We start from the raw sequence: 24,088 nt of genomic DNA, 5'->3' as shown, positions 1-24,088 counted from the left end.
ACTGCTGGGTATGAAGCACAACATCCGCTATGCCGCCGGATCAGACGTGGGCCGTCGCAGGGAGCAGAACGAGGATTCCGGCTATGCCAGTGGCCGGTTGCTCGTGGTTGCCGACGGCATGGGCGGGCACGCGGCCGGCGAGCTGGCGAGCTCGGCGGCGATCGCCGTCATGCGCGAGCTGGATGCCACGCTTCCCGAGACCGGCTCGGACCTGGAGGCGGCCCTGGAGGGCGCCGTGCACGAGGCGGCCCGCAGGCTGGTCGAACTGGCCGACATCGACCCCGCCCGCCGGGGGATGGGGACCACGGTGACCGCCATGCTGTGGGACGGCTACCAGTTCGCCCTTGCTCATCTGGGTGACTCCCGCGGATACCTGCTTCGTGATGGTGCGCTCTATCAGATGACCAAGGATCACACACTTGTGCAGTCGATGGTGGACGAAGGGCGGATAACGGAGGATCAAGCCGCCGTGCACCCCCGGCGTTCCATGGTGCTGCGTGTCCTGGGCAGCGAGGGCAGGGCCGAACCGGACATGGCGCTGCGCGAGGCCGAGCCTGACGATCGTTACCTCCTCTGCTCCGACGGGCTCACCACCGTGCTCGGGCCCGAGGTCCTGCACGAGGTGCTGACCACGGTGGCAGACCCTGCGGCGGCCGTCCAGCGGCTCATCGACCTGGCGAACGAAGGCGGCTCGCCCGACAACGTCACCGTGATCGTGGCCGACGTGGTGGCGCCGGGCGCGGGCGAGGTGAGCGTCTACCGCGTGGGCGCCGGAGCCTGACGAGGGACGCACCACCCGTCACATGCGTCCCAATGCCGAAATATGGGCCCATAAATAGACACTTTCTGAATGATTCGAGCAATTTCGCGATGGCGCTACTACAGTCCATCGTGATTTGTCGGTTTTTCGGGGAGGAGTCACCCTGGACCCGATCGCGGACGCGCTGCTGAAGCAGGTACGGCAGGAACTCGGTTACAAGGAGAAGAGCGGCCAGAGCACCAAATTCGGCCAGTGGTACGCGGATCGCGTCCAGGACACCCAATACCGCAACGCGCCCTGGTGCGACATGTTCATCGCCTGGGCGGCCGACAAGACCGGCCTCGGCCCGTACGTCGGGCAGTTCGCCTGGACGCCCTCCCATGCCGCCTGGTTCATCAAGCAGAAGGCCTGGGCGCAGCGGCCCGAGCCCGGCGCGCTGGTCTTCTTCGACTGGGGCGGCGGGAAGAGCTACAAGGGCGTCGACCACGTCGGGATCGTGGAACGGGTCGAGGGCAAGAAGATCCACACCATCGAGGCCAACGTCGACCGCGTCTGGCTCAAGCGCAAGGTCAGGGACACCGACAAGGTCGTCGGCTACGGCCTTCCCCGGGTGGTCAAGGCCGCGGCCGACCAGGCGACCGAGATCCGGTCGACCGAGCGGCCGTTCGTGCCCGCGCCGCGCACGGACGCGGGCCGGTCCTCGCCGCTCGACGTCCTGGGCACGCCGCCCGCGTTGCTGGTCGCGATGGTGCTGGTGACCGTCGTGCTCTCCTTACGCGTGACCGGCCGCCGTCGTGGCGTCCACCGCCGCTTCGGCTGGCTGCGGTTCTGGAACGCGCCAGAGGGCCGCGGCGCCGGCCGGACGCGGGACGACGAGGAATGGGCGCCGCGCGTGACCGTGCTCACCCCCGCGCCGCCGCCGCGCGAGGCCGCCGGGATCCGCGTGGGCACCGCCCCCGCCGCGCCGGCCGGCCCTCCCGCGCAGGCCGGGCCGTCCTCCTCCGCCGCGCTCCGGCCCCGTGCCGTGCGGGCGGCGGCGCCCGAGGTGCCCGCCCCGCGCGACGGCCGGACGGGCGCGGGCCGTGTACCCGCCAACCGCCGCAGGCCCTACACCCCGAAGAGCTGAGGCCGCGGGGGTCAGGAGGTGAGGTCGAGGACCACCTTGACGTCGCCCGGTTCGTGGCTGAAGGCGTCCTTCGCCTGGGTGAGGGGGACGCGCCGGGTGACCAGGCGTTCGAGCCAGCTGCGGTCCGCCTGGGCCAGGGCGGTCGCGGCGTCCCGGAAGTGGCGGAGGTTGGCGTTGACGGTGCCGAAGATCGCGTCGTTCTCGAGGACGATGTCCCGGTTGATCTCGCTGACGTCCAGCCGGTGGGTGCGCCCTCCGGCCCCGAGCCCGGCCAGGCAGACGATCCCCGCCGCGGACGTGCAGGTCAGCGCCTCCATGACGAGCTGCCCCACCCCGGTGCCCTCGATGATGATGTCCGGTTTGGCGTCGGTGAAGGCCTCCAGGCCGCTGCCCACGTGGTACGTCGCCCCCAGATCGGCCACCAGCGCGGGCTTGGCCCCGCCCGCCGTCCGGTCCAGGACGTGCACCTCCAGCCCGCGCTGCCGGCCCAGCAGCGCCGCCAGCAGCCCGATCGGCCCCGCGCCGGTCACCAGCACCGTGCGCGGCTCGAACCAGGCGCGCGAGCCGATGCGCTCGATGTGCTCCCACGCCTTGGCCACCACGGACGCCGGCTCGACGAGCATGCCCACGCTCTCCAGCGACGGGTCCAGGCGCACGGCGTACCCGGCCTTGACCGTCCACTGCTCGCTGGCGTAGCCGTCGATCTCCTTGATGCCGCGCTCGGTGTAGCGGCCGTTGCGGCACATGTCGAACTCGCCCCGCGCGCAGGCCCCGCACGGCTCGGGATCAGGCCGGCGCACCACGCCCACGACCAGGTCGCCGGGGGAGAAGGCGGACCCGTCGGGCACCTGGAGCACCCGGCCGAGCGACTCGTGGCCGATGACCATGCGGCTTCTGCCGGGCGGCGCCCAGCCGTACTCGGCCGCCGCCAGTTCCCTGTCGGTGCCGCAGATCCCCAGGGCCAGCCCCTGCACGAGTAGCTCCCCTGGCCCCGGCTCCGGCTCGGGCACCTCTTCCACCTCTAGCGTCCCCTGCCGGCCCGGCTCGAACGTCAACGCGCGCATCGGCGTCACCCCCTGGGGCAGTCCTTACCCAGACCGGAAGGAGCTACGAGGACGTCCTACTATCGAAATAGTTGGACGTCCTAGTATCTTTCGCAGGAGGGTCCCCTCACAAAGGAGTGATCAGGCGTGCACGTTCCGGCGTACCCTGTTCGTTTCGTGACCGCCGCGGCGCTGTTCGACGGCCATGACGCGGCGATCAACATCATGCGGCGCATCCTCCAGACGCAGGGGGCCGAGGTGATCCATCTCGGCCACAACCGGTCCGTGGACGAGATCGTCACGGCCGCCGTCCAGGAGGACGTCCAGGGCGTGGCCATCAGCTCCTACCAGGGCGGCCACGTCGAGTTCTTCACCTACCTGGTCGAGCTGCTGCGCGAACGCGGCGCGGGCCACGTCAAGGTGTACGGCGGCGGTGGCGGCGTGATCGTCCCCGAGGAGATCGAGCTGCTGCACGAGCGGGGCGTCACGCGCATCTTCTCGCCCGAGGACGGCCAGCGGTACGGCCTGCCCGGCATGATCAACAAGCTGATCGAGGAGTGCGACCACGAGCTCGGCGACCCGCCGTCGGTCGAGGCCGTGCTCTCGGGCGACCAGGCGGCGCTGGCCCGCGCGATCACCTTCATGGAGTCCGGCCGCGCCCCCGCCGAGCTGGCCGAGGGGCTGAAGGCGGCGGTCGCCGTCCAGGAGCGTCCGGCGCGGGTGCTCGGCATCACCGGCACGGGCGGTTCGGGCAAGTCCTCGCTCACCGACGAGCTGGTCCGCCGGTTCCGGGTGGACAACGACGACAAGCTGCGCATCGCCATCCTCGCCATCGACCCCACCCGCCGGCGCGGCGGCGGCGCGCTGCTCGGCGATCGCATCAGGATGAACAGCCTGGGCCCCCAGACCTACTTCCGCTCGCTGGCCACCCGCGGGGCCGCCAACGAGGTCCCGGCCTGCCTCGACGACGTGGTCACCGCGTGCCGCGCGGCCGGCTACGACCTGGTGATCGTGGAGACCCCCGGCATCGGCCAGGGCGACGCCGGCATCGTCCCGCACGTCGACGTGCCCATCTACGTGATGACCCCCGAGTTCGGCGCCGCCTCCCAGCTGGAGAAGATCGACATGCTCGACTTCGCCGAGGCCGTCGTCATCAACAAGTACGAGCGCCGCGGCGCCGAGGACGCCCTGCGCGACGTGCGCCGCCAGCTCGTGCGCAACCGGGAGGCGTTCGGTCAGTCGCCCGAGGACATGCCGGTCTTCGGCACGATCGCCGCCCGCTACAACGACGCCGGCGTCACCGCCCTCTACCAGCACCTCAAGGGCCTGCTGCTGGAGGACGTCGGGCCGGGGCTGCTGCCCGTGGTGACCGAGCGCACCTCCAAGGCGGCCGCGGCCATCGTCCCGCCCGCCCGCGCCCGCTACCTGTCCGACATCGCCGACTCCGTCCGGACTTACCACGCCGAGACGCTGGCCCAGGCGGAGGTCGCGCGCCGCCGTCAGCAGCTCGCCGCCGTGCGGGAGCTCCTGGGCGGCGAGGACGCCCGGCTGGCCGGGCTCGCCGAGCAGGCCGAGGGCGAGCTGAGCGAGGAGACCCGCCGCCTGCTCGACGGCTGGCCCGCGATCAAGGAGGCGTACCGCAGCGACGAGCTGGTCGTGAAGATCCGCGACCGGGAGATCCACACCCCGCTCTGGCGCGAGACGTTGTCCGGCAACCGCATCCCGCGCGTGGCCCTGCCGCGCTTCAGCGACCACGGCGACCTGCTGCGTTTCCTGCGCTCGGAGAACCTGCCCGGGTCGTTCCCGTTCACCGCCGGGGTGTTCCCGTTCAAACGGGACGACGAGGACCCGACCAGGATGTTCGCCGGCGAGGGCGACCCGTTCCGCACCAACCGGCGCTTCAAGCTGCTGTCGGAGGGCCAGCCCGCCACCCGGCTGTCCACCGCCTTCGACTCGGTCACCCTGTACGGCCACGACCCCGACCTGCGTCCCGACATCTACGGAAAGGTCGGCACCTCGGGCGTGTCCATCGCCACGCTCGACGACATGAAGGTGCTCTACGACGGGTTCGACCTGGCCGCGCCCAACACGTCGGTGTCCATGACGATCAACGGCCCGGCGCCCACGATCCTGGCCTTCTTCCTCAACGCCGCGCTCGACCAGGCCCTCGACCGCTTCCGCGCCGAACAGGGCCGCGAGCCCGACGAGCAGGAGGCCCGCGACCTGCGCGCCCGTACGCTGGCCACGGTCAGGGGCACGGTCCAGGCCGACATCCTGAAGGAGGACCAGGGGCAGAACACCTGCATCTTCTCCACCGAGTTCTCGTTGCGGATGATGGCCGACATCCAGGAATGGTTCATCCAGAACGGGGTCAGGAACTTCTACTCGGTCTCCATCTCCGGCTACCACATCGCCGAGGCGGGGGCCAACCCGATCAGCCAGCTCGCGTTCACGCTGGCCAACGGGTTCACGTACGTGGAGGCGTACCTGGCCAGGGGGATGCGGATCGACGACTTCGCGCCGAACCTGTCGTTCTTCTTCTCCAACGGCATGGACCCCGAGTACAGCGTGCTCGGCCGGGTGGCGCGCCGGATCTGGGCGGTGGCCATGCGCGAGCGTTACGGCGCGGCCGAGCGCTCCCAGAAGCTCAAGTACCACATCCAGACCTCGGGCCGGTCGCTGCACGCCCAGGAGATGTCCTTCAACGACATCCGCACCACCCTGCAGGCCCTGATCGCCATCTACGACAACTGCAACAGCCTGCACACCAACGCCTTCGACGAGGCCGTCACCACCCCGTCGGCCGACTCGGTGCGCCGGGCGATGGCGATCCAGCTCATCATCAACCGCGAGTGGGGCCTGGCCAGGAACGAGAACCCGCTGCAGGGCTCGTTCATCATCGACGAGCTGACCGACCTGGTCGAGGAGGCCGTGCTGACCGAGTTCGAGCGGCTGTCGGACCGGGGCGGCGTGCTCGGCGCGATGGAGACCGGCTACCAGCGCGGCAAGATCCAGGACGAGTCGATGCTGTACGAGATGCGCAAGCACGACGGATCCCTGCCGATCATCGGCGTCAACACCTTCCGCAACCCCGGCGCCGAGCAGTCCGACCCGCACAAGCTGGAGCTGGCCAGGGGCACCGAGGAGGAGAAGCAGTCGCAGCTCGACCGCCTGCACGCCTTCCACGAGCGCAACCGGTCGCAGGCGCCCGCGGAGCTGTCCCGGCTGCGCGAGGTCGCGATGTCCGACGGCAACGCGTTCGCGGTGCTGATGGACGCGGCCCGGGTCTGCTCGCTCGGCCAGATCACCGAGGCCCTGTTCGAGGCGGGCGGCCAGTACCGCCGCAACGTCTAAGGGAGATCGCGCCGCTAGGATCGCTGGTCGGGGAACATCGCTATCAGGAGGCTTTCATGTCCGACGTCACTTTCAAGGGCAACCCGATCACCGTGGGCGGCGCCTTCCCGAAGCCCGGCGACGCCGCGCCCGCCTTCAAGCTGGTCGGCACCGACCTGTCCGAGCGCACGCTGGCCGACTTCGCCGGCAAGACCAAGGTGCTCAACATCTTCCCGAGCGTCGACACCGGCGTCTGCGCGGCCTCCGTGCGCCGCTTCAACCAGGTCGCGTCCGAGCACCCCGACGCGGTCGTGCTCTGCGTCTCGGCCGACCTGCCCTTCGCCCAGAACCGGTTCTGCGGCGCCGAGGGCCTGGACAAGGTGACCATGCTGTCGCTCATGCGCGGGCGCGAGTTCCTCGCCGACTACGGCGTGGCCCAGGAGTCGGGCCCGCTGGCCGGCCTGGCCGCACGCGCGGTCGTCGTGATCGACGCCGACGACAACGTGGTCTACTCCGAGCTGGTGCCCGAGATCACCCAGGAGCCCGACTACGAGGGCGCGCTCTCCGCGCTCAAGTAACCCGCGTTCAACCGACCCGCGCCAAGCGGCCCCGCTCAGGTGGCGCGAAGGCGCTCACGGAAATCGGCGGCCAGCTCCAGCAGGTGGTCGTCGTCGGCGGCGGTGTGCTGGAGGTCCAGGATGACCTCGTGGACCCCGGCCTCCGCCGCCTGCGACAGGTACGCCGCGATCTCGGCCACCGTGCCGCTCCGCGGCGGGGCGCCGTCGGCGGTGATCACCGGGTTGGAGCGCAGGATCATGCGCAGGGCGTCCGGGTCGCGTCCGGCCTGCTCGGCGGCGTCCCTGACCGTCTCCCACATCGACAGGAGCACGGGCACGGGCAGCGCGGCCGTCAGCCAGCCGTCGCCCCTGCGCCCGATCCGGCGCAACGCCTCCGGGGCGAACCCGGCCAGCAGCAGCGGCGGGCGGCGGGCCGGCTTGGGGTCGATGTGGCTGGGCGCGATCGTCCACAGCTCGTGCTCGAACGTCACGGGGTCCGCGCCCCAGATCGCCTCCAGGGCGTCGAGGGTGGCCTCGTAACGTTCGGCCCGGCCCTTCCACGGCACGCCCACGGCGGCGTACTCGTCGGAGGACCAGCCGAGGCCGAGGCCCGCCGCCAGCCGGCCGCCGCTCAGGTGGTCGATCGTGGCGAGCGAGCGGGCCAGCACCGGCGGCGGGTACCAGCAGGCGTTGAGCGCACTGGTCCCGAGCCGGACCGACGAGGTCACGGACGCGGCCACCGCCAGCACCGCGAACGGGTCGAGGAACACCCGATGGGCCTGCGGCACGCTGCCGTCGCCCCCGGGATAGCGGTCCTTGGGCCGCAGCGGCGTCAGCAGCCGGTCGCCCGCCCACAGGCCGGCGAACCCCATCGCCTCGGCCTCCCGGGCCACCCGCGTCACGCTGCCCAGCGCGGCGAACCTGCCGTACTGCGGGACGGCGAGGCCGAGGTCCATGGGCGCGTCCTAGACCTTCCTGGCCACGCCGCACACGATGAGCGACGACTCGGGGCGGTCCATGAAGTCGATCGTGTCCGCCTGGTCGGGATGCCACTCGGGCAGCCACACCAGACCGGGCTCCACCAGCTCGAACCCCTCGAACAGCTCCCTGATCCTGGCCCGGCTGCGCAGCGCCAGCCGCGCGGTGGCGTTGCGGTAGACCTCGGTGCCCGCGCTGACCGCGTCGGGACGGGCGTCGCTGGTGCCGTGGGACATGACCAGGTAACTACCCGGCGCCATGGCCTCACGCAGGGTCTTCAGGATCCGCTCCGGGTCGTCGGACTCCTCGATGAAGTGCATGATCGCCACCAGCAGCACGGCGACCGGCCGGCTGAAGTCGATGGTCCGCAGCACCTCCGGGTCGCGCAGGATGTCGCCCGGGTTGCGCAGGTCGCCCTCGACCACCGTGGTGTCCTCGCCGTGGCCGGTGAGCAGCGCCCTGGCGTGCACCAGCACCACGGGGTCACGGTCGACGTAGACGACGCGGGAGCCCGGGGCGACCTTGGCGGCCACCTCGTGCACGTTCCCCTGGGTCGGCAGCCCCGTGCCGATGTCGAGGAACTGCCTGATCCCGGACTCGGCGAGGTGGCGTACGGCGCGGCCGAGGAAGGCGCGGTTGGCCCGCGCCGCCGCCCGTACCTCGGGCGCCACCGTGAGGATGCGCTCGGCCGCCTCGCGGTCGACCGGGAAGTGATCCTTGCCGCCGAGGTAGTAGTCGTAGAGCCGTGCCACGTTCGGCGTGTTCGGATCGAAATCCGATGCCTCGTGCTCCAACCGTCGAGCCCCCGATCACAGAGTTTTAACGATCTTTACCGGGATTCTACGGATCTATACCGACATAAGAGTGGTGCTACGCATATTTCAGGAAAACGCAACCTAAGGTGGTGCCGTGGTCCACGATGACACAGGGGTCCCTGTGGAGGTAGCCCAGACCGTCCGGCGGATCGTGTCGCTGGTGCCGTCGCTGACCGAGTCCGTGGCGGCGACCGTCCCGGAGGCGCTGGTCGGGGCGACGGACTGGTGCACGCATCCGGCCGACCTGGACGTGGCCCGGGTCAGGGGCACCAAGAACCCCGACCTCGACGCCGTCCTGCGCCTGCGCCCGGACGTCGTCCTGGCCAACGCCGAGGAGAACCGCGCGCCCGACGTCGAGGCCCTGCGCGAGGCGGGCGTGGCGGTGTGGGTGACCAGGATCGAGACGCTGGAGCAGGCGTTCGCCTCATTGGAGCGCATGTTCGCGCACGCCTGCCGGACGGACCGCCCGGACTGGCTGGCGGAGGCCCGCCAGGCGTGGGGAGTCCCCGCGGACGGCCCGCGCCGCACCGCGATCGTCCCGATCTGGCGCCGCCCCTGGATGGTCGTGGGCCGCGACACCTTCACCGGGGACGTGCTGCGCCACCTCGGCGTGGACAACCTGTACGCCGCCCACCCCGACCGCTACCCGAAGATCCCCCTGCCCGAGCTGACCGGCAACCATCCCGACCTGGTCGTGCTGCCCGACGAGCCCTACGCCTTCAGCGCGGACGACGGCCCCGAGGCGTTCCCCGGCCTGGACTGCGCGCTGGTCAGCGGCCGCCTGCTGACCTGGTACGGCCCCTCGCTCACCGAGGCCGCCACCGCCCTGCCGCGCGCGCTGGCCTGATCAGCCGACGGCGGCCAGCGCGGCGTCCACGGCCGCGGGGGAGAGCACGTGCTCCATCACGATCACCGCCATGCCCACGATCCCGGCCCGGTCGCCGAGCCTGCTGGTGACGATCTCCAGGTTGCGCGTCGTGTACGGCAGGCTCCGCCGGTAGACGATCTCCCTGATCCCGGTCAGGTAGTGCTCCTCGGTCTGGGCCATGTCCCCGGCCAGCACCAGCACGCCGGGGTTGAGCAGGCTGACCGCGGTGGCCAGCACCACGCCCAGCGTGCGGCCCGCCTCCTGGACGCGCGCGATCGCCGCCGGGTCACCGGCCTGCACCAGGCGCACGACGTCGCGGCTGGTCTCCCGGCCCAGGTCGGCCGCGATCGCGTGCCCGCTGGCCAGGGAGGCCACGCAGCCGCGCGAGCCGCAGGTGCACACCCGGTCGTCGCTCTCCCGGATGCGGACGTGCCCGATGTTGCCCGCGGCCTCCTCGACGCCCCGGTAGATCCGCCCGTCGAGGACGATGCCGGTGCCGATGCCGGTGGACACCTTGACCAGGATCAGCGAGTCGGTCTCCCGCCAGGACGACCACCACTCGCCGAGGGCCATCGCGTTGGCGTCGTTCTCCACCAGGACGGGCACGTCGTACGTGCGCCCGACGGCCTCCCTGATCGGGTGGTCGTCCCAGCCCGGCATCAGGAACGACCTGATCACCCGTCCGCCGGTGTGGTCGACCGAGCCGGGCAGGTCGAGCCCGATGCCGCACACGTCGCCCGCCGGCCGCCCGGTCCTGTCCAGCAGGCGCTGGAACGCCTCGCGCACCCACGTCAGCACGGGCTCGGGCCCGCGGTCGATGCGCATCTCGGCGCGTTCCTCGGCCATCGGACGGGCGGCGAGGTCGGTGAGCGCCACCCTGGCGTGGGTGGCGCCCAGGTCGGCCACGAGGATCAGCCGCCGGGCGGCGTCGACGTCGAGCACCGAGGGCGGCCGGCCGCCGCCCGAGGCGCCGACGCCGGACTCGTGCAGGTAGCCGGCGGCGATGAGCCGGTCGACCCGGTCGGTGACGGTCGACCGGGACAGGCCGGTGAACTCGATCAGGTCTTTGCGGGTACGGCAGGAGCCATCGCGGATGAGCTGGAGGACCTGCCCTGCCGTCAGCATGTCTATCCCTTCTCCGCTCCTGCCGTGAGGCCCTCCGTCAGCAGGCGTTCACTGGCGAAGAACACGATCACGATGGGCAGCGTCAGCACCACGGATCCTGCCATCAGCACCGTCGTGGGGATCTCTATGCTCCCCGCCAGCTGAGAGAGCCCCAGGGAGACCGTCCAGCTCTCCCGCCGCTCCACGAGGAACAGCAGGGCGAACAGGAACTCGTTCCACGCGATCATGAACGCGTAGAGGCCGGTTGCCATGAGCGCGGGCTTGGACAGTGGCAGCACCACCCGCCAGATGGTCGACAGCCGCGAGCAGCCGTCGATCGCGGCCGCCTCCTCCACGCTCTGCGGCACGGTCTCGAAGTAGTTGCGCAGCATGTATACCGTGACGGGCACGGTCTGCGCGATATAAACCAGGATCAGTCCGACCAGAGATCCCCTGAGGCCCAGCATGGTGAACAGCACGAACAGGGGGATGGCCAGCACGATCGCCGGGAACAGGTAGACGGCGAGGAACAGGAAGTGCACCTGCCGCCGGCCGAAGAAGCGCAGCCGCGCGACGGCGTAGGCGCCCGGGATCGAGATCAGCAGCGTGGCGGCCACCGAGGCGACCGCCACGACCGCGCTGTTCCTGATGAACGTGAGGAACCCCTGCGTGGTCAGCACGTTCACGTACGTGTCCAGGGTGAAGTGCCGCGGCCACAGCGAGCCGGGCTCCAGAATGAGCTCCTGGATGTCCCGTACGGAAAGCGTCACCATGTACAGGAACGGCAGCCCGGTGACGGCGAAGAGGAACACGATGACCACGGGCCGCAGCGCCGCGAACAGCGCGCGCTCGAACCTATCCCTGCTCACGGTCGCCTCCCGAGAAGAAGCGCAGGTACACGGCCAGCAGGACGACGAGGACGACGGCCAGCACGATCGCCTGCGCGGCCGAGGCCCCGATGTCGTCGCGGGCGGTCAGGAAGTTGTAGACGCGCACGCTGACCACCTCGGTGCCGGCGCCGCCGCCGGTCAGCAGGTAGACGTCGTCGAACTTGGTGAAGGTGAACACGAACCGCAGCACCGCCAGCAGCGCCACGATGCGCCACAGCTGCGGCATGATCACGTGCCGGAAGCGCTGGGTGGGAGTGGCGCCGTCCACGACCGCGGCCTCCTCCAGCTCGGCCGGCAGCGCCTGCAGCCGGGCCAGGATGAACAGGAACGCGAACGGGAAGTACCGCCACGCCTCGAACGCGATCACCGTGAGCAGCGCGACCGGCACCTTCAGCCCCAGGAAGTCGCCCTGGGCCTGGGTGAGGAAGGCGATCGGCTCCTTCAGCCAGGTGTTCACGATGCCGTACTGGGGGTTCAGCATGGTCTCCCACAGGAAGGCCACGGCCACCACCGGCGCCACGTACGGGATCAGGATCGAGGCCCTGACCAGGGTGCGGCCGGGGAACCGGTCGCGCAGGGCGAGCGCGGTCACCAGGCCGATCGCGATCGACAACGCCGTGCCGGCCACCGTGTAGATGAGGGTGTTGACCAGCGACGCCCAGAAGCCCGGCTCGGAGATCACGTACGTGAAGTTCTCCAGCGTGTAGTGCCCGAAGACGCCGGCCCGGCGGATGTTGATCAGCCGTACGTCCTGGAAGGCCAGCATGATCGCCCACAGCAGCGGCAGCACCACCACGACCAGCGTGATGACCAGCGTGGGCGAGATCAACGCCAGCCCGGCCCGCCCTTCCCGCTGCCGCAGGGTGCGGGGTGCGCTCATTGCCGGATCCCGCGCTTGATGGTCTCCACGTCCTTCTTGGCCTGGACGGCGGCGGCCTGCGGGGTCAGCGAGCCGTCGGCCACCTGGCTGAGGGCCTTGGGGACGGGCAGCTCGCCCATCGTGGCGCCGACCAGCTTGCCCTGGCCCTGCGGGATGCCCCAGCGGGCGAAGGTGTCGGGGCTGCGGCGCAGCGCGTCGAGCACGTCGGCGGGGTAGACCTCCGACAGCGGCTTCTTGGTGTCCACGCCCGCGGGCAGCTTCTTCCACTTGTCCGCGAAGCCCTTACGGGTGGGGAACTTGCCCTCGGGCGCCATCCCGATCCAGCGCTCGTAGCCCTCGTCCATCATGTACCTGACGAACGTGGCGGCCGGATCGGCGGCGGCGCCGCGCAGCACCGCCCAGGAGACGATCTCGCCGTACTGGGCGGGCGCGCTCGCGCCGGGGCCCTTCAGCGCCGTGACCACGCCGGTGTTCTTCGCCAGCCACTCGGGGTCGGCGCGGCACTCGGCGCAGCTCGGCAGCGCGTCCTTACGCAGCCCCGCCAGCTCGTCGAGGATGAACGACGACCAGATCATCATGGCCGCCTTCCCGGAGAAGTACGTGGCCCTGGTGGAGTCGACGTCCTGTTTGCCCTTGACTGAGTAGTTCTTCGCCAGTTTTGCGTAGAAATCGAAGGCTTTCACGCACTGTGGGCTGTCTAGCGTGACATTTCCGGAATTGTCGACCAGTTGGCAGCCGTTCGCCAGCGCCACGTGCTCGAAGCTCTGCGCGGTGAAGGAGTCCTTGGGCGCGATCGCCAGCGTGATGCCCGCCACCCCACCCGCGTTCAGCTTCGCCGCCGCCGCCTCCAGCGCCTCGTAGGTGTCCGGCGGCGCCAGCCCGGCCTTGTCGAACAGGTCCTTGCGGTAGAGCAGGAGCTGGGCCCATCCGTCGCTGGGCACGGCCAGCAGCCTGCCGCCCGAGGAGTCCAGTTCGAGCGCGCGCGGCGAGAAGGAGTCTCTGCCGAGCCCGTCCACGATCCGGCCCGGCGTCTCGGTGTCCAGCAGGTCGTTGGCCTCCAGCTCGCGGACGGAGGCCAGCGGCAGCGCGCCGATGACGTCGGGGAGGTCGTCCGCGGCGGCGGCGGCCGTCACGGTCTGGCTGAACTGGTCCTCCCCGACGCCGACCAGCTTCACCTTGATCCCGGTCTTCCTGGTGAACTCGGCGATGATCTGGTTCTGCACGGCCATCCGGTCGCCGAGGTTCTCCTCGGTCCAGACGGTGATCTGGTTCGCGCCGGACTGCTGCTCGCCGCCGTCGCCGCAGGCCGTGAGGGCGGCCGAGGCCAGCAGTGCGACGGAGAGGACGGCGGTGACCCTGTTCGGCATGGCACGCTCCTCTGGTTGGGGATATGCCGCACTTACCCGTAGAAAAGGGGCAGGCACCTGGCGTAGGCGAGAACGAGACCGGTCCGTTCTCTCGCCGTGCCGCCGCCGCACGTCACCAGGGCCTTCGGTAAAAGGTTGCTCGGCGTTGCGGCAAATCTCTCCCATAACCGATCACGGACGCCCACCTCGAAACGATCTGGTCTGATGTCATTTCGGTCATCCGGCTGCTGCCCGGGCAAGCACTTCTGGCGCTTCCGGATCAGGCGGACAGACGGGGCGTGACATGTCGGTAAGGTCTCTTTCCAGAACGCGCCCTACTGGAAACCTGGATTCCATCGGCCGCGATCGACGGAAGTCGTAGACTTACGAGTGTTTCGAGCGCAACTATGGTGTGCAAACAAACACTAAATCTCTGACTTTTGTATGATCAAAAAGCGTAAGTGTGGGGTATGCGCGTCATCACCTTCCAAGAGCCAGGCCGTGTCAGCGTGAGCCTGGAGTCGCCCGCCGAACTCGTGCCGGGCTCCGTCCGGGTGCGGACCCTCTATTCCGGGGTCTCCGCGGGCACCGAGCTGACCGCATATCGCGGCACCAATCCCTACCTCACCCGTAAGTGGGACACCGAGCGCCGGCTCTTCCTCGAAGGCCAGACGCACGCCTACCCCCTGTCCGGCTGGGGCTACCAGGAGGTCGGCGAGGTCGTGGAGGCGGCTCCCGACGTCGCCGAGCCGCCCGTCGGCAGCCTCGTGTGGGGCATCTGGGGCCACCGCGCCGAGGCCGTCGTCCCCGCCGAGAAGCTGGCCGGGCACATCCTGCCGCCGGGGGCCGACCCCGTCGCGGGCGTCTTCGCCCGGGTCGGCGCCATCGCGCTCAACGCCGTCCACGCCGCCGACGTGCACCTGGGCGACCAGGTCGCGATCTTCGGCCAGGGCGTCATCGGCCTGCTCGCCACCCGCATGGCGGTGCTCAGCGGCGCCCGGGTGGTGGCCGCCGACGCCATTCCCGACCGGCTCGAACTCGCCAGGAAGTTCGGCGCCGCCGAGACGTTCGACGTGCGGTCGGGCTCGGTCGCCGAGTTCCTGCGCAAGCGCATCGAGGGCGCCGACACCGCGATCGAGCTCAGCGGCAACCACCTGGGCCTCCAGGAGGCCATCAGGAGCGTGCGCAAGGGCGGCCGGGTCGTGGCGGCCGGCTTCTACCAGGGCGACGGCATCGGGCTGCGGCTGGGCGAGGAGTTCCACCACAACCAGGTGCAGCTCGTCTCCTCCCAGATCGGCGGCGTCGCCTCCTGGCTGGCCCACCGCTGGGACGTCGAACGCCTCCAGCGCACGTTCATGGAGCTCGTGCACCGGGGCGAGGTCGAGGTCGGCGACCTGGTCACCCACCTCGTGCCGGTCGAGCAGGCGGCCGAGGCGTTCGACCTGATCGACAAGCACCAGTCCGAGGTGCTCCAGCTCGTCTTCACCTTCGAGGAGTCACGATGAAGCTCGCCGCCCAGGAGCAGCTTCTGCCCGGCCGCAGCCTGCAGGAGAAGTTCGCGTTCGCGGTGGAGGCCGGGTTCGACGCGATCGAGCTGAGGGGGAAGGGCGACTTCCACTTCGCCGGCCGGCTGACCGAGCTCAAGCGGGCGCTGGCCGACGGCGTCGTGATGCCGACGGTGTGCGTCGAGATGCCGCACTTCATCGGCGACTTCGATCCGGCCAGGCGCAAGGACGCCATCCAGCAGCTCAGGTCGCAGCTCACGGTGATCGCCGAGCTGGGCGGCATCGGCGTCATGACCCCGGCCTCGTGGGGCCAGTTCTCGCTCCGGCTGCCGCCGTTCGAGCCGCCGCGCACCGCCGCGGACGACCGCGAGGTGCTGGCCGAGGCGCTCGGCATCCTCGGCGAGCACGCCCAGCGCAACGGCGTGCTGATCATGCTCGAACCGCTCAACCGGTACGAGAACCACATGGTCAACACGCTGGCCGACGCGGTCTCGTACTGCTCGATGGACTCGATCAGGATCGTCGGCGACACCTACCACATGAACATCGAGGAGGACGACCCCTGCCGGGCCCTGGCGGAGGCGGCCCCCTACCTCGCGCACATGCAGATCAGCGAGTCCAACAGGAACCAGCCAGGCACCGGTCACCTCGACTGGGGCGCGCAGCTCGCCACGCTCGACGCCGTCGGCTTCGACGGCTACCTCGCCCTCGAATGCCGGCTGCGGGGCGAGCCCGAGATCGTGCTCCCGCAGACGGCGGCCTTCATCAGGAAATTCCTATGATCCTCCGCGACGCCGTACGCGTGCTCGTCGCCAACTGGGACGGCAGCCACACGGTTCCCTCCCGTCGTCTGTACCCCCACCAGTGGAGCTGGGACTCCGCCTTCATCGCGATCGGCAACGCCCGCTGGTCGCCGCGGCGGGCCAGGGCGGAGCTGCTGTCGCTGTTCGGCGCCCAGTGGGCCGACGGCCGGGTGCCGCACATCGTGTTCAACCCCGTCGTGCCCGAGGGCGCCTACTTCCCCGGCCCGCAGTTCTGGGGCGCCCGCGCGCCGTCCGGCTCGGCGACCTCCGGCATCGTGCAGCCGCCCGTGCACGCGCTGGCCGCCTGGAAGGTGCACCAGGCCGAGCCCGACCCGGCGTTCCTGGCCAGGATCTACCCCAAGCTCGTCGCCCAGCAGGAGTTCCTGCGCGCCTCCCGCCGCTCGCCCGAGGGCCTGATCTCGATCGTCCACCCGTGGGAGTCGGGCATGGACAACAGCCCGGCCTGGGACCTTCCGCTGCGGGCGGTCGAGACCGGCGCGACGGGCTTCGTCCGCCGGGACCTCAACACCGTCAGCGCCGACGAGCGCCCCACCGACCGCGACTACGAGCGGTACGTCGCCCTCGCCGGCGCCTACCGCGACAGCGGCTACCAGCGGCCCGGCTCATTCGAGATCGAGGACCCGCTGTTCAACGCCGCGTACGGCATGGCCGAGTCGGCGCTCGCCGAGATCGCGCAGGTGTGCGGCCACGACCCCGGGCCCCACCGGCGCGAGGCCGCCGCCGTCACCGCCGCCATGGTCGACCACCTCTACCAGGACGGCCACTTCCGCCCCCGCGACCTGCGCACCGGCCGGCTCATCCGCTCGGGCAGCGCCGCCGGCCTGGTGCCGCTCATGCTCCCAGGGCTGCCGCCGGAGATCGCCGAGGCGCTGATCGGCACGGCCCTCGACAAGTTCTCGCTCAAGGACGGCGTGCTGCCCAGCCACGCCCCGGCCACGGCCGAGTTCGACCCGGCCCGCTACTGGCGCGGGCCGAGCTGGATCAATTTGACCTGGCTGGTCTGGCAGGGGCTCCGGGACCGCCGTCCCGACCTGGCCGACCTGCTCGCCGAGGGCATGATCCACGCAGTCGCCCACTCCGGCTTCCGCGAGTACTTCAACCCGTTCACGCTGCGCGGTCACGGGTGCCGGGACTTCAGCTGGTCAGCGGCCCTCATCCTCGACGTCGTGGCTGAGCACGGCCTGGACGGCCTGCCGCCGTCGGGCCGCGAGATCGGTCAGAAGTTCGGGAGCCTCCCCGAAGCCGACGACGTCGGTGACCAGGTGCTCGCGTAGCAGCCTCCCGCGCTCCCTGAGCAGGCCGATCGTCTCGTGCGACAGGCGTTCCCGGTCCCAGGCGTGCGCGAGGCCGCGCGGCACCCGGCCGATCTGGGCGCAGCGCAGCGCCAGCCCGTTGTGGTGGAACTCCTCGCCGAGCCGCACCTCGTCGGCGCCCTGGGTGTAGAACGCGAGGTCGATCAGCGTGCCCTGCGGGCGCAGCAGCCGCAGGCCCAGGGCCAGCGCCCGCGGTTGACCGCGGCACTGGAAGACCAGGTCCGCGCCGCGGTCGCCCGGGGCGTGCCGCCAGCGGCGCTTCAGCGTCACCGCCGGGTCGTCGTCGGGGGCGGCCAGGACCTGCGCGCCGATCGCCTCGGCCACCGCGAGCCTGGCCCGGGTCTCGTCCACGACCACCACCTCGGCGGCCCCGCAGGACAGGGCGAAGGACGCGGTCAGCAGCCCCACCACGCCCGCCCCGACCACCGCGACGCGGCGGCCGCGCACGCCGTCCCCCAGGTGCTGGACGGCCGGGCCGTGCAGGTCGGCGGCCGCGTGCAGCAGGCCGTTGGCGCAGATCGGGCCCATGTGGGCGACGTAGATGCCGAGCAGCGGGTCGAGGTCGCCGGGCAGCACGACGAACCGGTCGGCCATCGGGTCGGCCACGTACGCCGTGCGGTGGCCGTAGGCCATGGCGACCCGCGCGCCCTCGGCCACGGCCCGCGTGCGGGTCTCGGCGACCACGCCCACCTGCATGTAGCCGATGCCGCGCACCGGGTACGCCACCGACGGCGTGCCCGGCAGGAACAGCCCGAGCGCCGGGTCCCAGGCCGAGGTGAGGTAGGGGTTGGCGCCCTTGAGATAGGTCAGCTCGGTGCCCGCCGAGACGCCGCTGTGCGTGGTGGCGACCATGAACCCGCCGTCGGGCAGGCCGGCCAGCTTCTCCTCGACCAGGCGCACCTCGCCGGGCGCCTCGATGCTCAGGATCGTGCTCGTCGCCTCAGTCATCCAGCATCACCGGCCTCCGTTCCGCCGCGGAGCGCGCCAGCGCGACGGCCAGGCGGTGGGTTCGCAGGGCTTCGCCGTACGGCGCGCGCACGTCGGCGTCCTTCCCGCGCACCGCGTCGATGAACGTGCGGTCCACGAGGGTCTTGGCGTGCCCGCCGTCCTCGACGGCCTCCTCGCCGTCCACGAGCAGCCGGGTCTCGCTGAGCTCCAGCGCGATGCCGTCGGCGCACACCTCCAGCCCCACCCGGTGCTTGCGGCGCAGCAGGCAGGAGGTGGCCAGCAGGCCGGTCGCGCCGCCCGCGAAGCTCATGACGGCCGACGTGGCCCGGTCGATCTCGCCGTCCACCGCGCTCCCGGCCGGTACGGCGTGCACCATCGACACCTCGCCCACCAGCAGCCGAGCCAGGTCCAGGACGTGGACCGCCTGCTCCAGGATCTGGCCGCCCGACATGCTCGCCTTCAGCCACCAGCCGACCGGCGGCACCTTGTCCAGCCAGTGCCCGAGCGCGAGCTGCACGGGACGGCCGTCGAGCCGTTCCCTGGCCCGGTCGAGGATGTCGAGGTAGCGCCAGTGGTGGCCGACGGCGGACGGCAGCCCGCGCCGGTCGATTTCGGCTGCGATGTTTTCTGCGGTTTTGAGATCGAGAGAAAGGGGTTTTTCCACAAAAATCGGGAGATTACACGACAAGACGTCGTTTTCAGGGTTACCGTGCGCGAAAGGAGGCACACAGACGTAGACAGCGTCGAGACCGCCGGCCTCCAGCAGGCCGGCATGGTCGCCGTAGGCGGGGGCGCCGTGCGCGGAGGCCAACGCCTCAGCCTTGTGGAGATCGGTGTCGGCCACCCCGGCAATCGTCACATCGGGGAAGCCGGACAGGACATCTGCGTGGCGAGCGGCGACATTTCCGGCACCAATGATGCCGACACGGGTAATTGGGGACACAACCCGACATATGCCACGTCTAGGGGTTAACAAACAAGGATGTTCGAAGGCGCATAGATCGGGCAGGGGTCGTGCCCCTATGAGATGGGGCTGACTGCATGGAGACAGATGTGCGAGCCTTGGCCAGGGCCCAGGAGTGGTGCGGCCCGCATTCCAGTACGGCCGCGGAATGGCCGGTGGATGCCTTAATCGAGGCCAAGGGCAACACAACGGTGAGCGTCGTCCTGCCGGCGCGCGACGAAGAGCGCACGGTCGGGGACATCGTCACCGTGATCAGACGTGAACTGGTGGAGCAGGCGCCACTCGTCGACGAGATCCTCGTCGTCGACTCCAACTCCACCGACGCGACGGCGGAACGGGCCCGCGCGGCGGGCGCGCGCGTCGTGGCGCAGAACGAGGTGCTGCCCCACCTGCCGCGCCTGTCGGGCAAGGGGGAGGCGCTGTGGAAGGGCCTGGCCGCCTCCCACGGCGACATCGTCGCGTTCGTCGACTCGGACCTGCTCAACTTCGGCGCGCACTTCGTGTCGGGGCTGGTCGGTCCGCTGCTGGTGAACCCGGGCACCCATTTCGTCAAGGCCACGTACGAACGGCCCTTCACGGGCGAGGACGGCGTGCCCCGGCGCGGCGCGGGCGGCCGGGTCACCGAGCTGGTGGCCAGGCCCCTGCTCAACCTGTTCTGGCCGGAGCTGGCGGGCTTTCGCCAACCCCTCGGCGGCGAGTACGCCGCCCGGCGCGACGTGCTGGAACAGGTCCCCTTCGTCACCGAGTACGGCGTGGAGTTCGGCCTCCTCGTCGACCTCCTCCAACTCGTGGGACTGGACGCGATGGCCCAGGTGGACCTGGGCTCCCGCGCGCACGGCCACCAGTCCGTGCACGCGCTCGGCCGGATGGCCGGCCAGATCATGCTCACCGCGTGGTCCCGGCTGGAACGCCAGGGCCGCGTGGTGTCCTCGGTACCCCCGGCTCACATGCTGCTGCAGTTCGGTCTCGACGGGCGGGCCGGCCTGGTGGACGTGGGAGTGGCGGAACGGCCGCCGCTCGCCTCGCTCATGCTGGAGGAGGACGTCGCGTGAAGGTGCTGATCAACGCGGGACCGTGGCTGGCGGTCCCGCCGCCCGGCTACGGCGGCATCGAGAACGTGGTCGCCACCCTGGTCCCCCCGCTGCGCGAACGCGGCGTCGAGGTCGTGCTGGCCTCCGTGGCGTCGAGCACGCTGGAGGCCGACGAGCTGATCGCCGTCTACGACGAGGGCCAGTTCGCGGAGTTGCAGAAGCCGTACAACCAGGTCATGGGGATCGCGCACGCACACCAGGCGCGGGTGGCCGCCGAGCTGCGCGGCCGCGACGACATCGACCTCGTGCACGACCACGTGGAGGTCGTCGGGCCGGCGGTGCTGGCCGCGCTGGGCGGGCCGCCGGTCCTCCACACCCTCCACTGGGACCTGCGCAAACACCCGGCGTTCTACGGCGCCTTCCCGCGCTCGATCGCGGTCAACGGGGTGTCGGACTCGCAGCTCGCCCGCGCCCCGGAGGCCCTGCGCGCGGCCTCGCTGGGCTCCGTCCATCTGGCCACGCCGCTGGCCGGCCAGGACGTCCGCGCCGAGCGCGGCGAGCACCTGGTGATCATGGGCCGGATCTGCGGGCTCAAGGGCCAGCACGTGGCCGCCCGGATCTGCCAGAAGCTCGGCCTGCCGCTGGTCGTGGCCGGCCCGGTCTGCGGCCGGGACAGCCAGGCCGAGCTGGACGTCGTCCTGCAGGACCCCTACCACCCGCTGCACAGCCACCCCGACGTGCGCTACCACCTCGACCAGGTGTCCCGCTACCTCGACGGCGACCTGGTCAGGTGGATCGGCGCGGTCGGCGGCCAGGAAAGGGACGAGCTGTACGCCTCGGCCCGCGCCGCACTCTTCCCCATCCAGTGGGACGAGCCGGGCGGCACGGCGGTCGTCGAGGCCCTGGCGCTCGGGGTGCCGCCGGTGGGCCTGCGCCGCGGCTGCCTGCCCGAGATCATCGACCACGGCCGCACCGGCTTCCTCGCCGACACCGAGGAGGAGCTGGCCGAATACGTCCAGCGGGTGGACGAGATCGACCCCGAGGAGTGCCGCCGCGAGGCCCGGCGCCGCTTCTCGCCCGGCGTGATGGCCGACCGCTACCTGGACCTGTACGACCGGGTGCTGCGCGCCGACTGATAGACATGTCCGATGATTCGCGTACTTCTGGCCGAGGACCAGGCCGTGATCAGGCACGCGCTCGCGACCCTGCTCGGCCTGGAGGCCGACTTCGAGATCGTGGCCGCGGTCGAGTCCGGTGACGCCGCCCTGGCGTCGGCCGCCGCGCACCGGCCGGACGTGGCCGTGCTGGACATCGACATGCCCGGCACCCTCGACGGGCTGGCCGCCGCGGCGGAGATCCGGGCCAGGGTGCCCTCGTGCCGCACGCTCATGCTCACCGCCTACGGCAAACCCGGCCATCTCAAGCGGGCCCTGACCGCCCAGGTGGACGGCTTCCTGCTGAAGACGGCGCCACCGGAGGACCTGGTCGCGGCGATCAGGGAGGTCACCCGGGGCGGCCGGGTGCTCGACCCGTCGCTCGCGGTCACCGCCTGGGACCTGGCCGACAACCCGCTCACGCCGCGCGAGGCCGACGTGCTGCGGCTGGTGGCGGGCGGCGCCGAGGCCCCCGACATCGCCCGGCGACTGCACCTGACCGCCGGGACCGTGCGCAACTACCTGACGGCCATCGTGGCCAAGCTAAACGCGCGCAACCGCACCGACGCCGTGCGCATCGCCAGCGAGGCCGGCTGGATCTAGCGGGGCGCGCGCGTCGAGCCGGAACCAGCCGTCCGCGGCGGCGGTCGTGAGCCGGCCGCCCAGCGTGGCCAGGCGGGTGGTGAGGTTGCCCAGCCCGGACGAGCCGCGACGGGCGGCCGCCGTGCCCGCGCCGTCGTTGCGGACGAGCAGCCCGACCTCGCCGCCGGCCACGGAGGTGGAGATCACGCAGGCGCGCGCGGCGCTGTGACGCAGGACGTTGGTCACGGCCTCGCGCAGCACGGTGCTGAGCACGGTCTCGACCTCGGCCGGCAGCTCGGGGTGCGCGAGCCGCAGGGTGACCTCGACCCCGGCCGCCGCCAGCACCTTCCCGGCCGACTCGGCCTCGGCGGCGAAGGACAGCTCGCGCTGCTCGCCGGTGACCGAGCGCAGGTCGTGTTCGGCGTGCTCGGCCATGGTGACGACGTTCTCCAGCTCCCGGACGGGGTCGGGCAGGCGGCGGGCCAGCTCGCAGGTGAGCAGGATGGCGGCCAGGCTGTGGCCGAGCAGATCGTGCAGGTCGCGGGCGGCCCGCAGGCGCTCCTCGACGACGGCCGAGCGCGCCAGGCTCTCCCTGGCCGCGTGCAGCTCCTTGGCCAGCTGGGCCAGGCGCAGGAGGCTGTAGACCACCACGCCGGTGGTGAGCGTGCTCACCGTGACGTTGACGCGGCCGGGCAGCTCGTAGAGGGAGGCGACCGTCCAGACCGCGGCCAGGATCGCGGCCGTCAGGGGCCAGGCCGTCCGCGGGCGGAAGGCGAGCAGCACCGGACCGGCGAGGAAGCCCGCCGCCCCCAGCCAGATCGGCCCGAACACCGGGATCGGGGCGAAGGTGAGCGCCGCCATCACCCCCAGCGCCACCATGTGGCGGCCGGTGACCGAGCGCAGCTGCATGACGACGATCACGGCCAGCGCCGCGACCGCGGGCGCCAGCAGCCCGGCCGGGATCTGCAGCAACGCCTTGACGCTGAACCCGACCAGCACGGCGGCCAGCAGGACCACCGAGACGTCGGGCGGCTCGCGCCGGGCCGCCGTGGGCGGGCGCGTGGCGGGCAGCACGGCCTCCACCGTGTACCGGCCCCGGCCGGACAGGCCGCGGGTGAGCGTGCCGCCCGCCGCCGCCACCTGGCGGGTGAGCCCCGCCGGGTCGGCGAGCCCGCCGGTGACGTCGTCCTCGGCCGTGCGGCGGCCGTCGTCGGCCACGCGCAGGCGCACCTGGGCCCGTTCCGGCTCCTCCCAGGTCTCGATCACGCACACCGTGGCGGTGCCGCGGCGGGCGACGTCCGTGACCGCCTCGCGCAGCACCGAGGCGAGCAGCGCGCCCGCCGGGCCCAGCGGCTCGGTGTGGGCGGCGCGCACCTCCACGCCGATGCCGGCCGCCTCCAGCAGGGCGCGGGCGGTGGTCAGCTCGGGAGCCAGGGACATCGCGCGGTAGCCGGCCGCCGCGGCGCGCGCGTCCGCCAGCGACAGCCGCGCTGTCGCGACCACCTCGCCGAGCGTCCCGGCCGCGTCCCGCGGGGCGGCCAGCGCCCGCCGCACGCCCGCGCCGATCGTGGCCAGGCCGCGGCCGAGGCCGTCGCTCAGCTCCGCGGCGATGCGCAGCCGCTCCTCGGCCACCGCCGCGGCGGCCAGCGCGGGACGGGTGGCCTCCATCTCGGCCACCCGCTCGACCAGCCGGATCAGGCCGAACACGACCAGCGACACCAGCACCGTGGTGATCGCGAGGTCCGTCGTGGAGACCGCGTCCCCGGCATTGCGCCAGTGGTGGATCACGACGCCGCTGAAGGCCACCGCGGGCGCCAGCGCCCACCAGCGCGTCACCAGCAGCGACCCGGCGAGGAAGCCCAGAATCGCGACGGACGCGCCCTGCCCCAACGTCACCGCGTAGACCAGTACGCCCTGGACGGCGAGCAGCCACCCCCACCTGGCCCGCAGCGTGAAGGCGCACTGCACGGCCAGCACCGGCAGCGCCCCCCAGGCGCCGGCCACCACGTAGACGCCGGCCAGCGAGGCCAGCACCACGACGACGATCAATCGGGCGACACGCACGCC

Annotated in this window: 20 protein-coding genes; 10 read left to right on the top strand and 10 right to left on the bottom strand. The window is 71.5% G+C overall.

The genetic code is table 11. The features are described from left to right. The first annotated feature begins 10 nt into the window (after positions 1–10). Both AB0J46_RS01740 and AB0J46_RS01735 read left to right on the top strand, forming a co-directional pair. On the top strand, positions 11–781 hold the full coding sequence (locus AB0J46_RS01740) for a protein phosphatase 2C domain-containing protein (protein ID WP_364324972.1): 771 nt from the start codon (positions 11–13) through the stop codon (positions 779–781). 115 nt (positions 782–896) lie between these two features. Further along, positions 897–1,886 (top strand): CHAP domain-containing protein, encoded by a 990-nt coding sequence (locus AB0J46_RS01735; RefSeq protein WP_364324970.1) that lies wholly within the window; start codon positions 897–899, stop codon positions 1,884–1,886. Positions 1,887–1,897: 11 nt separating this feature from the next. On the opposite strand, the gene AB0J46_RS01730 is transcribed toward AB0J46_RS01735, so the two are convergent. Continuing rightward, positions 1,898–2,950 carry a glucose 1-dehydrogenase gene (locus AB0J46_RS01730; protein WP_364324967.1) on the bottom strand — a complete coding sequence of 351 codons (1,053 nt, stop codon included), beginning with the start codon at positions 2,948–2,950 and terminating at the stop codon, positions 1,898–1,900. A 126-nt stretch (positions 2,951–3,076) separates the two neighbouring features. On the opposite strand from AB0J46_RS01730, the gene icmF reads away from it, so the two are divergent. Then, positions 3,077–6,283 (top strand): fused isobutyryl-CoA mutase/GTPase IcmF, encoded by a 3,207-nt coding sequence (gene icmF / locus AB0J46_RS01725; RefSeq protein WP_364324964.1) that lies wholly within the window; start codon positions 3,077–3,079, stop codon positions 6,281–6,283. 56 nt (positions 6,284–6,339) lie between these two features. Further along, on the top strand, positions 6,340–6,840 hold the full coding sequence (gene tpx / locus AB0J46_RS01720; protein ID WP_364324961.1) for a thiol peroxidase: 501 nt from the start codon (positions 6,340–6,342) through the stop codon (positions 6,838–6,840). 35 nt (positions 6,841–6,875) lie between these two features. Here the strand turns inward: tpx and AB0J46_RS01715 are convergent, their stop codons facing one another. Next, positions 6,876–7,775 carry a TIGR03619 family F420-dependent LLM class oxidoreductase gene (locus AB0J46_RS01715; RefSeq protein ID WP_364324958.1) on the bottom strand — a complete coding sequence of 300 codons (900 nt, stop codon included), beginning with the start codon at positions 7,773–7,775 and terminating at the stop codon, positions 6,876–6,878. A gap of 9 nt (positions 7,776–7,784) precedes the next feature. Continuing rightward, positions 7,785–8,591 carry an SAM-dependent methyltransferase gene (locus AB0J46_RS01710; protein ID WP_352349875.1) on the bottom strand — a complete coding sequence of 269 codons (807 nt, stop codon included), beginning with the start codon at positions 8,589–8,591 and terminating at the stop codon, positions 7,785–7,787. 142 nt (positions 8,592–8,733) lie between these two features. On the opposite strand from AB0J46_RS01710, the gene AB0J46_RS01705 reads away from it, so the two are divergent. Further along, complete coding sequence (locus AB0J46_RS01705) at positions 8,734–9,459, top strand: helical backbone metal receptor (protein WP_364324955.1); 726 nt, start codon at positions 8,734–8,736, stop codon at positions 9,457–9,459. Here AB0J46_RS01705 and AB0J46_RS01700 read toward each other — a convergent pair whose 3' ends face one another. The 4 genes from AB0J46_RS01700 to AB0J46_RS01685 are packed head-to-tail and all read right to left on the bottom strand — an operon-like array spanning position 9,460 to position 13,721. Continuing rightward, a complete protein-coding gene (locus AB0J46_RS01700; RefSeq protein WP_364324952.1) occupies positions 9,460–10,605 on the bottom strand; it encodes an ROK family transcriptional regulator in 1,146 nt (381 codons plus the stop codon). Between the two features lie 2 nt (positions 10,606–10,607). Then, complete coding sequence (locus tag AB0J46_RS01695; protein WP_364324949.1) at positions 10,608–11,453, bottom strand: carbohydrate ABC transporter permease; 846 nt, start codon at positions 11,451–11,453, stop codon at positions 10,608–10,610. After that, positions 11,440–12,354 (bottom strand): sugar ABC transporter permease, encoded by a 915-nt coding sequence (locus AB0J46_RS01690; RefSeq protein ID WP_364324946.1) that lies wholly within the window; start codon positions 12,352–12,354, stop codon positions 11,440–11,442. Before AB0J46_RS01690 ends, AB0J46_RS01695 begins: the two co-directional genes overlap by 14 nt. Continuing rightward, the gene (locus AB0J46_RS01685; protein ID WP_364324943.1) at positions 12,351–13,721 is read right to left on the bottom strand and encodes an extracellular solute-binding protein; all 1,371 of its coding nucleotides are present in this window, start codon (positions 13,719–13,721) and stop codon (positions 12,351–12,353) included. Before AB0J46_RS01685 ends, AB0J46_RS01690 begins: the two co-directional genes overlap by 4 nt. A 488-nt stretch (positions 13,722–14,209) precedes the next feature. Here AB0J46_RS01685 and AB0J46_RS01680 point away from each other — a divergent pair, with 488 nt between their 5' ends. Then, the gene (locus AB0J46_RS01680; RefSeq protein WP_364324940.1) at positions 14,210–15,205 is read left to right on the top strand and encodes a zinc-binding alcohol dehydrogenase; all 996 of its coding nucleotides are present in this window, start codon (positions 14,210–14,212) and stop codon (positions 15,203–15,205) included. Next, the gene (locus tag AB0J46_RS01675) at positions 15,202–15,987 is read left to right on the top strand and encodes a sugar phosphate isomerase/epimerase family protein (RefSeq protein ID WP_364324937.1); all 786 of its coding nucleotides are present in this window, start codon (positions 15,202–15,204) and stop codon (positions 15,985–15,987) included. Before AB0J46_RS01680 ends, AB0J46_RS01675 begins: the two co-directional genes overlap by 4 nt. A 1,184-nt stretch (positions 15,988–17,171) precedes the next feature. Here the strand turns inward: AB0J46_RS01675 and AB0J46_RS01670 are convergent. Both AB0J46_RS01670 and AB0J46_RS01665 read right to left on the bottom strand, forming a co-directional pair. Next, on the bottom strand, positions 17,172–18,290 hold the full coding sequence (locus AB0J46_RS01670; protein WP_358283342.1) for a zinc-binding dehydrogenase: 1,119 nt from the start codon (positions 18,288–18,290) through the stop codon (positions 17,172–17,174). Continuing rightward, positions 18,283–19,233, bottom strand: a complete 951-nt coding sequence (locus AB0J46_RS01665; RefSeq protein ID WP_364324934.1) for a Gfo/Idh/MocA family oxidoreductase — start codon at positions 19,231–19,233, stop codon at positions 18,283–18,285. Before AB0J46_RS01665 ends, AB0J46_RS01670 begins: the two co-directional genes overlap by 8 nt. Before the next feature lie 98 nt (positions 19,234–19,331). Here AB0J46_RS01665 and AB0J46_RS01660 point away from each other — a divergent pair, with 98 nt between their 5' ends. The 3 genes from AB0J46_RS01660 to AB0J46_RS01650 are packed head-to-tail and all read left to right on the top strand — an operon-like array spanning position 19,332 to position 22,042. Next, positions 19,332–20,306: a glucosyl-3-phosphoglycerate synthase gene (locus AB0J46_RS01660; protein WP_364324931.1), complete on the top strand. Its 975-nt coding sequence runs from the start codon at positions 19,332–19,334 to the stop codon at positions 20,304–20,306. Further along, a complete protein-coding gene (locus AB0J46_RS01655; protein WP_364324928.1) occupies positions 20,303–21,421 on the top strand; it encodes a glycosyltransferase in 1,119 nt (372 codons plus the stop codon). The genes AB0J46_RS01660 and AB0J46_RS01655 overlap by 4 nt, the downstream gene beginning before the upstream one ends. Before the next feature lie 12 nt (positions 21,422–21,433). Beyond that, positions 21,434–22,042 carry a response regulator transcription factor gene (locus AB0J46_RS01650; RefSeq protein WP_364324925.1) on the top strand — a complete coding sequence of 203 codons (609 nt, stop codon included), beginning with the start codon at positions 21,434–21,436 and terminating at the stop codon, positions 22,040–22,042. Here AB0J46_RS01650 and AB0J46_RS01645 read toward each other — a convergent pair. After that, a complete protein-coding gene (locus AB0J46_RS01645; RefSeq protein WP_364324922.1) occupies positions 21,983–24,085 on the bottom strand; it encodes a histidine kinase in 2,103 nt (700 codons plus the stop codon). The genes AB0J46_RS01650 and AB0J46_RS01645 overlap by 60 nt on opposite strands. Positions 24,086–24,088: the final 3 nt, after the last annotated feature.

Origin of the sequence: Nonomuraea sp. NPDC049758 (genome assembly GCF_040674635.1) — a bacterium.
GTDB lineage: Bacteria > Actinomycetota > Actinomycetes > Streptosporangiales > Streptosporangiaceae > Nonomuraea.
The sequence above is the reverse complement of the archived record's forward strand: the minus strand, read 5'-3'. Positions and strand labels throughout refer to the sequence as shown.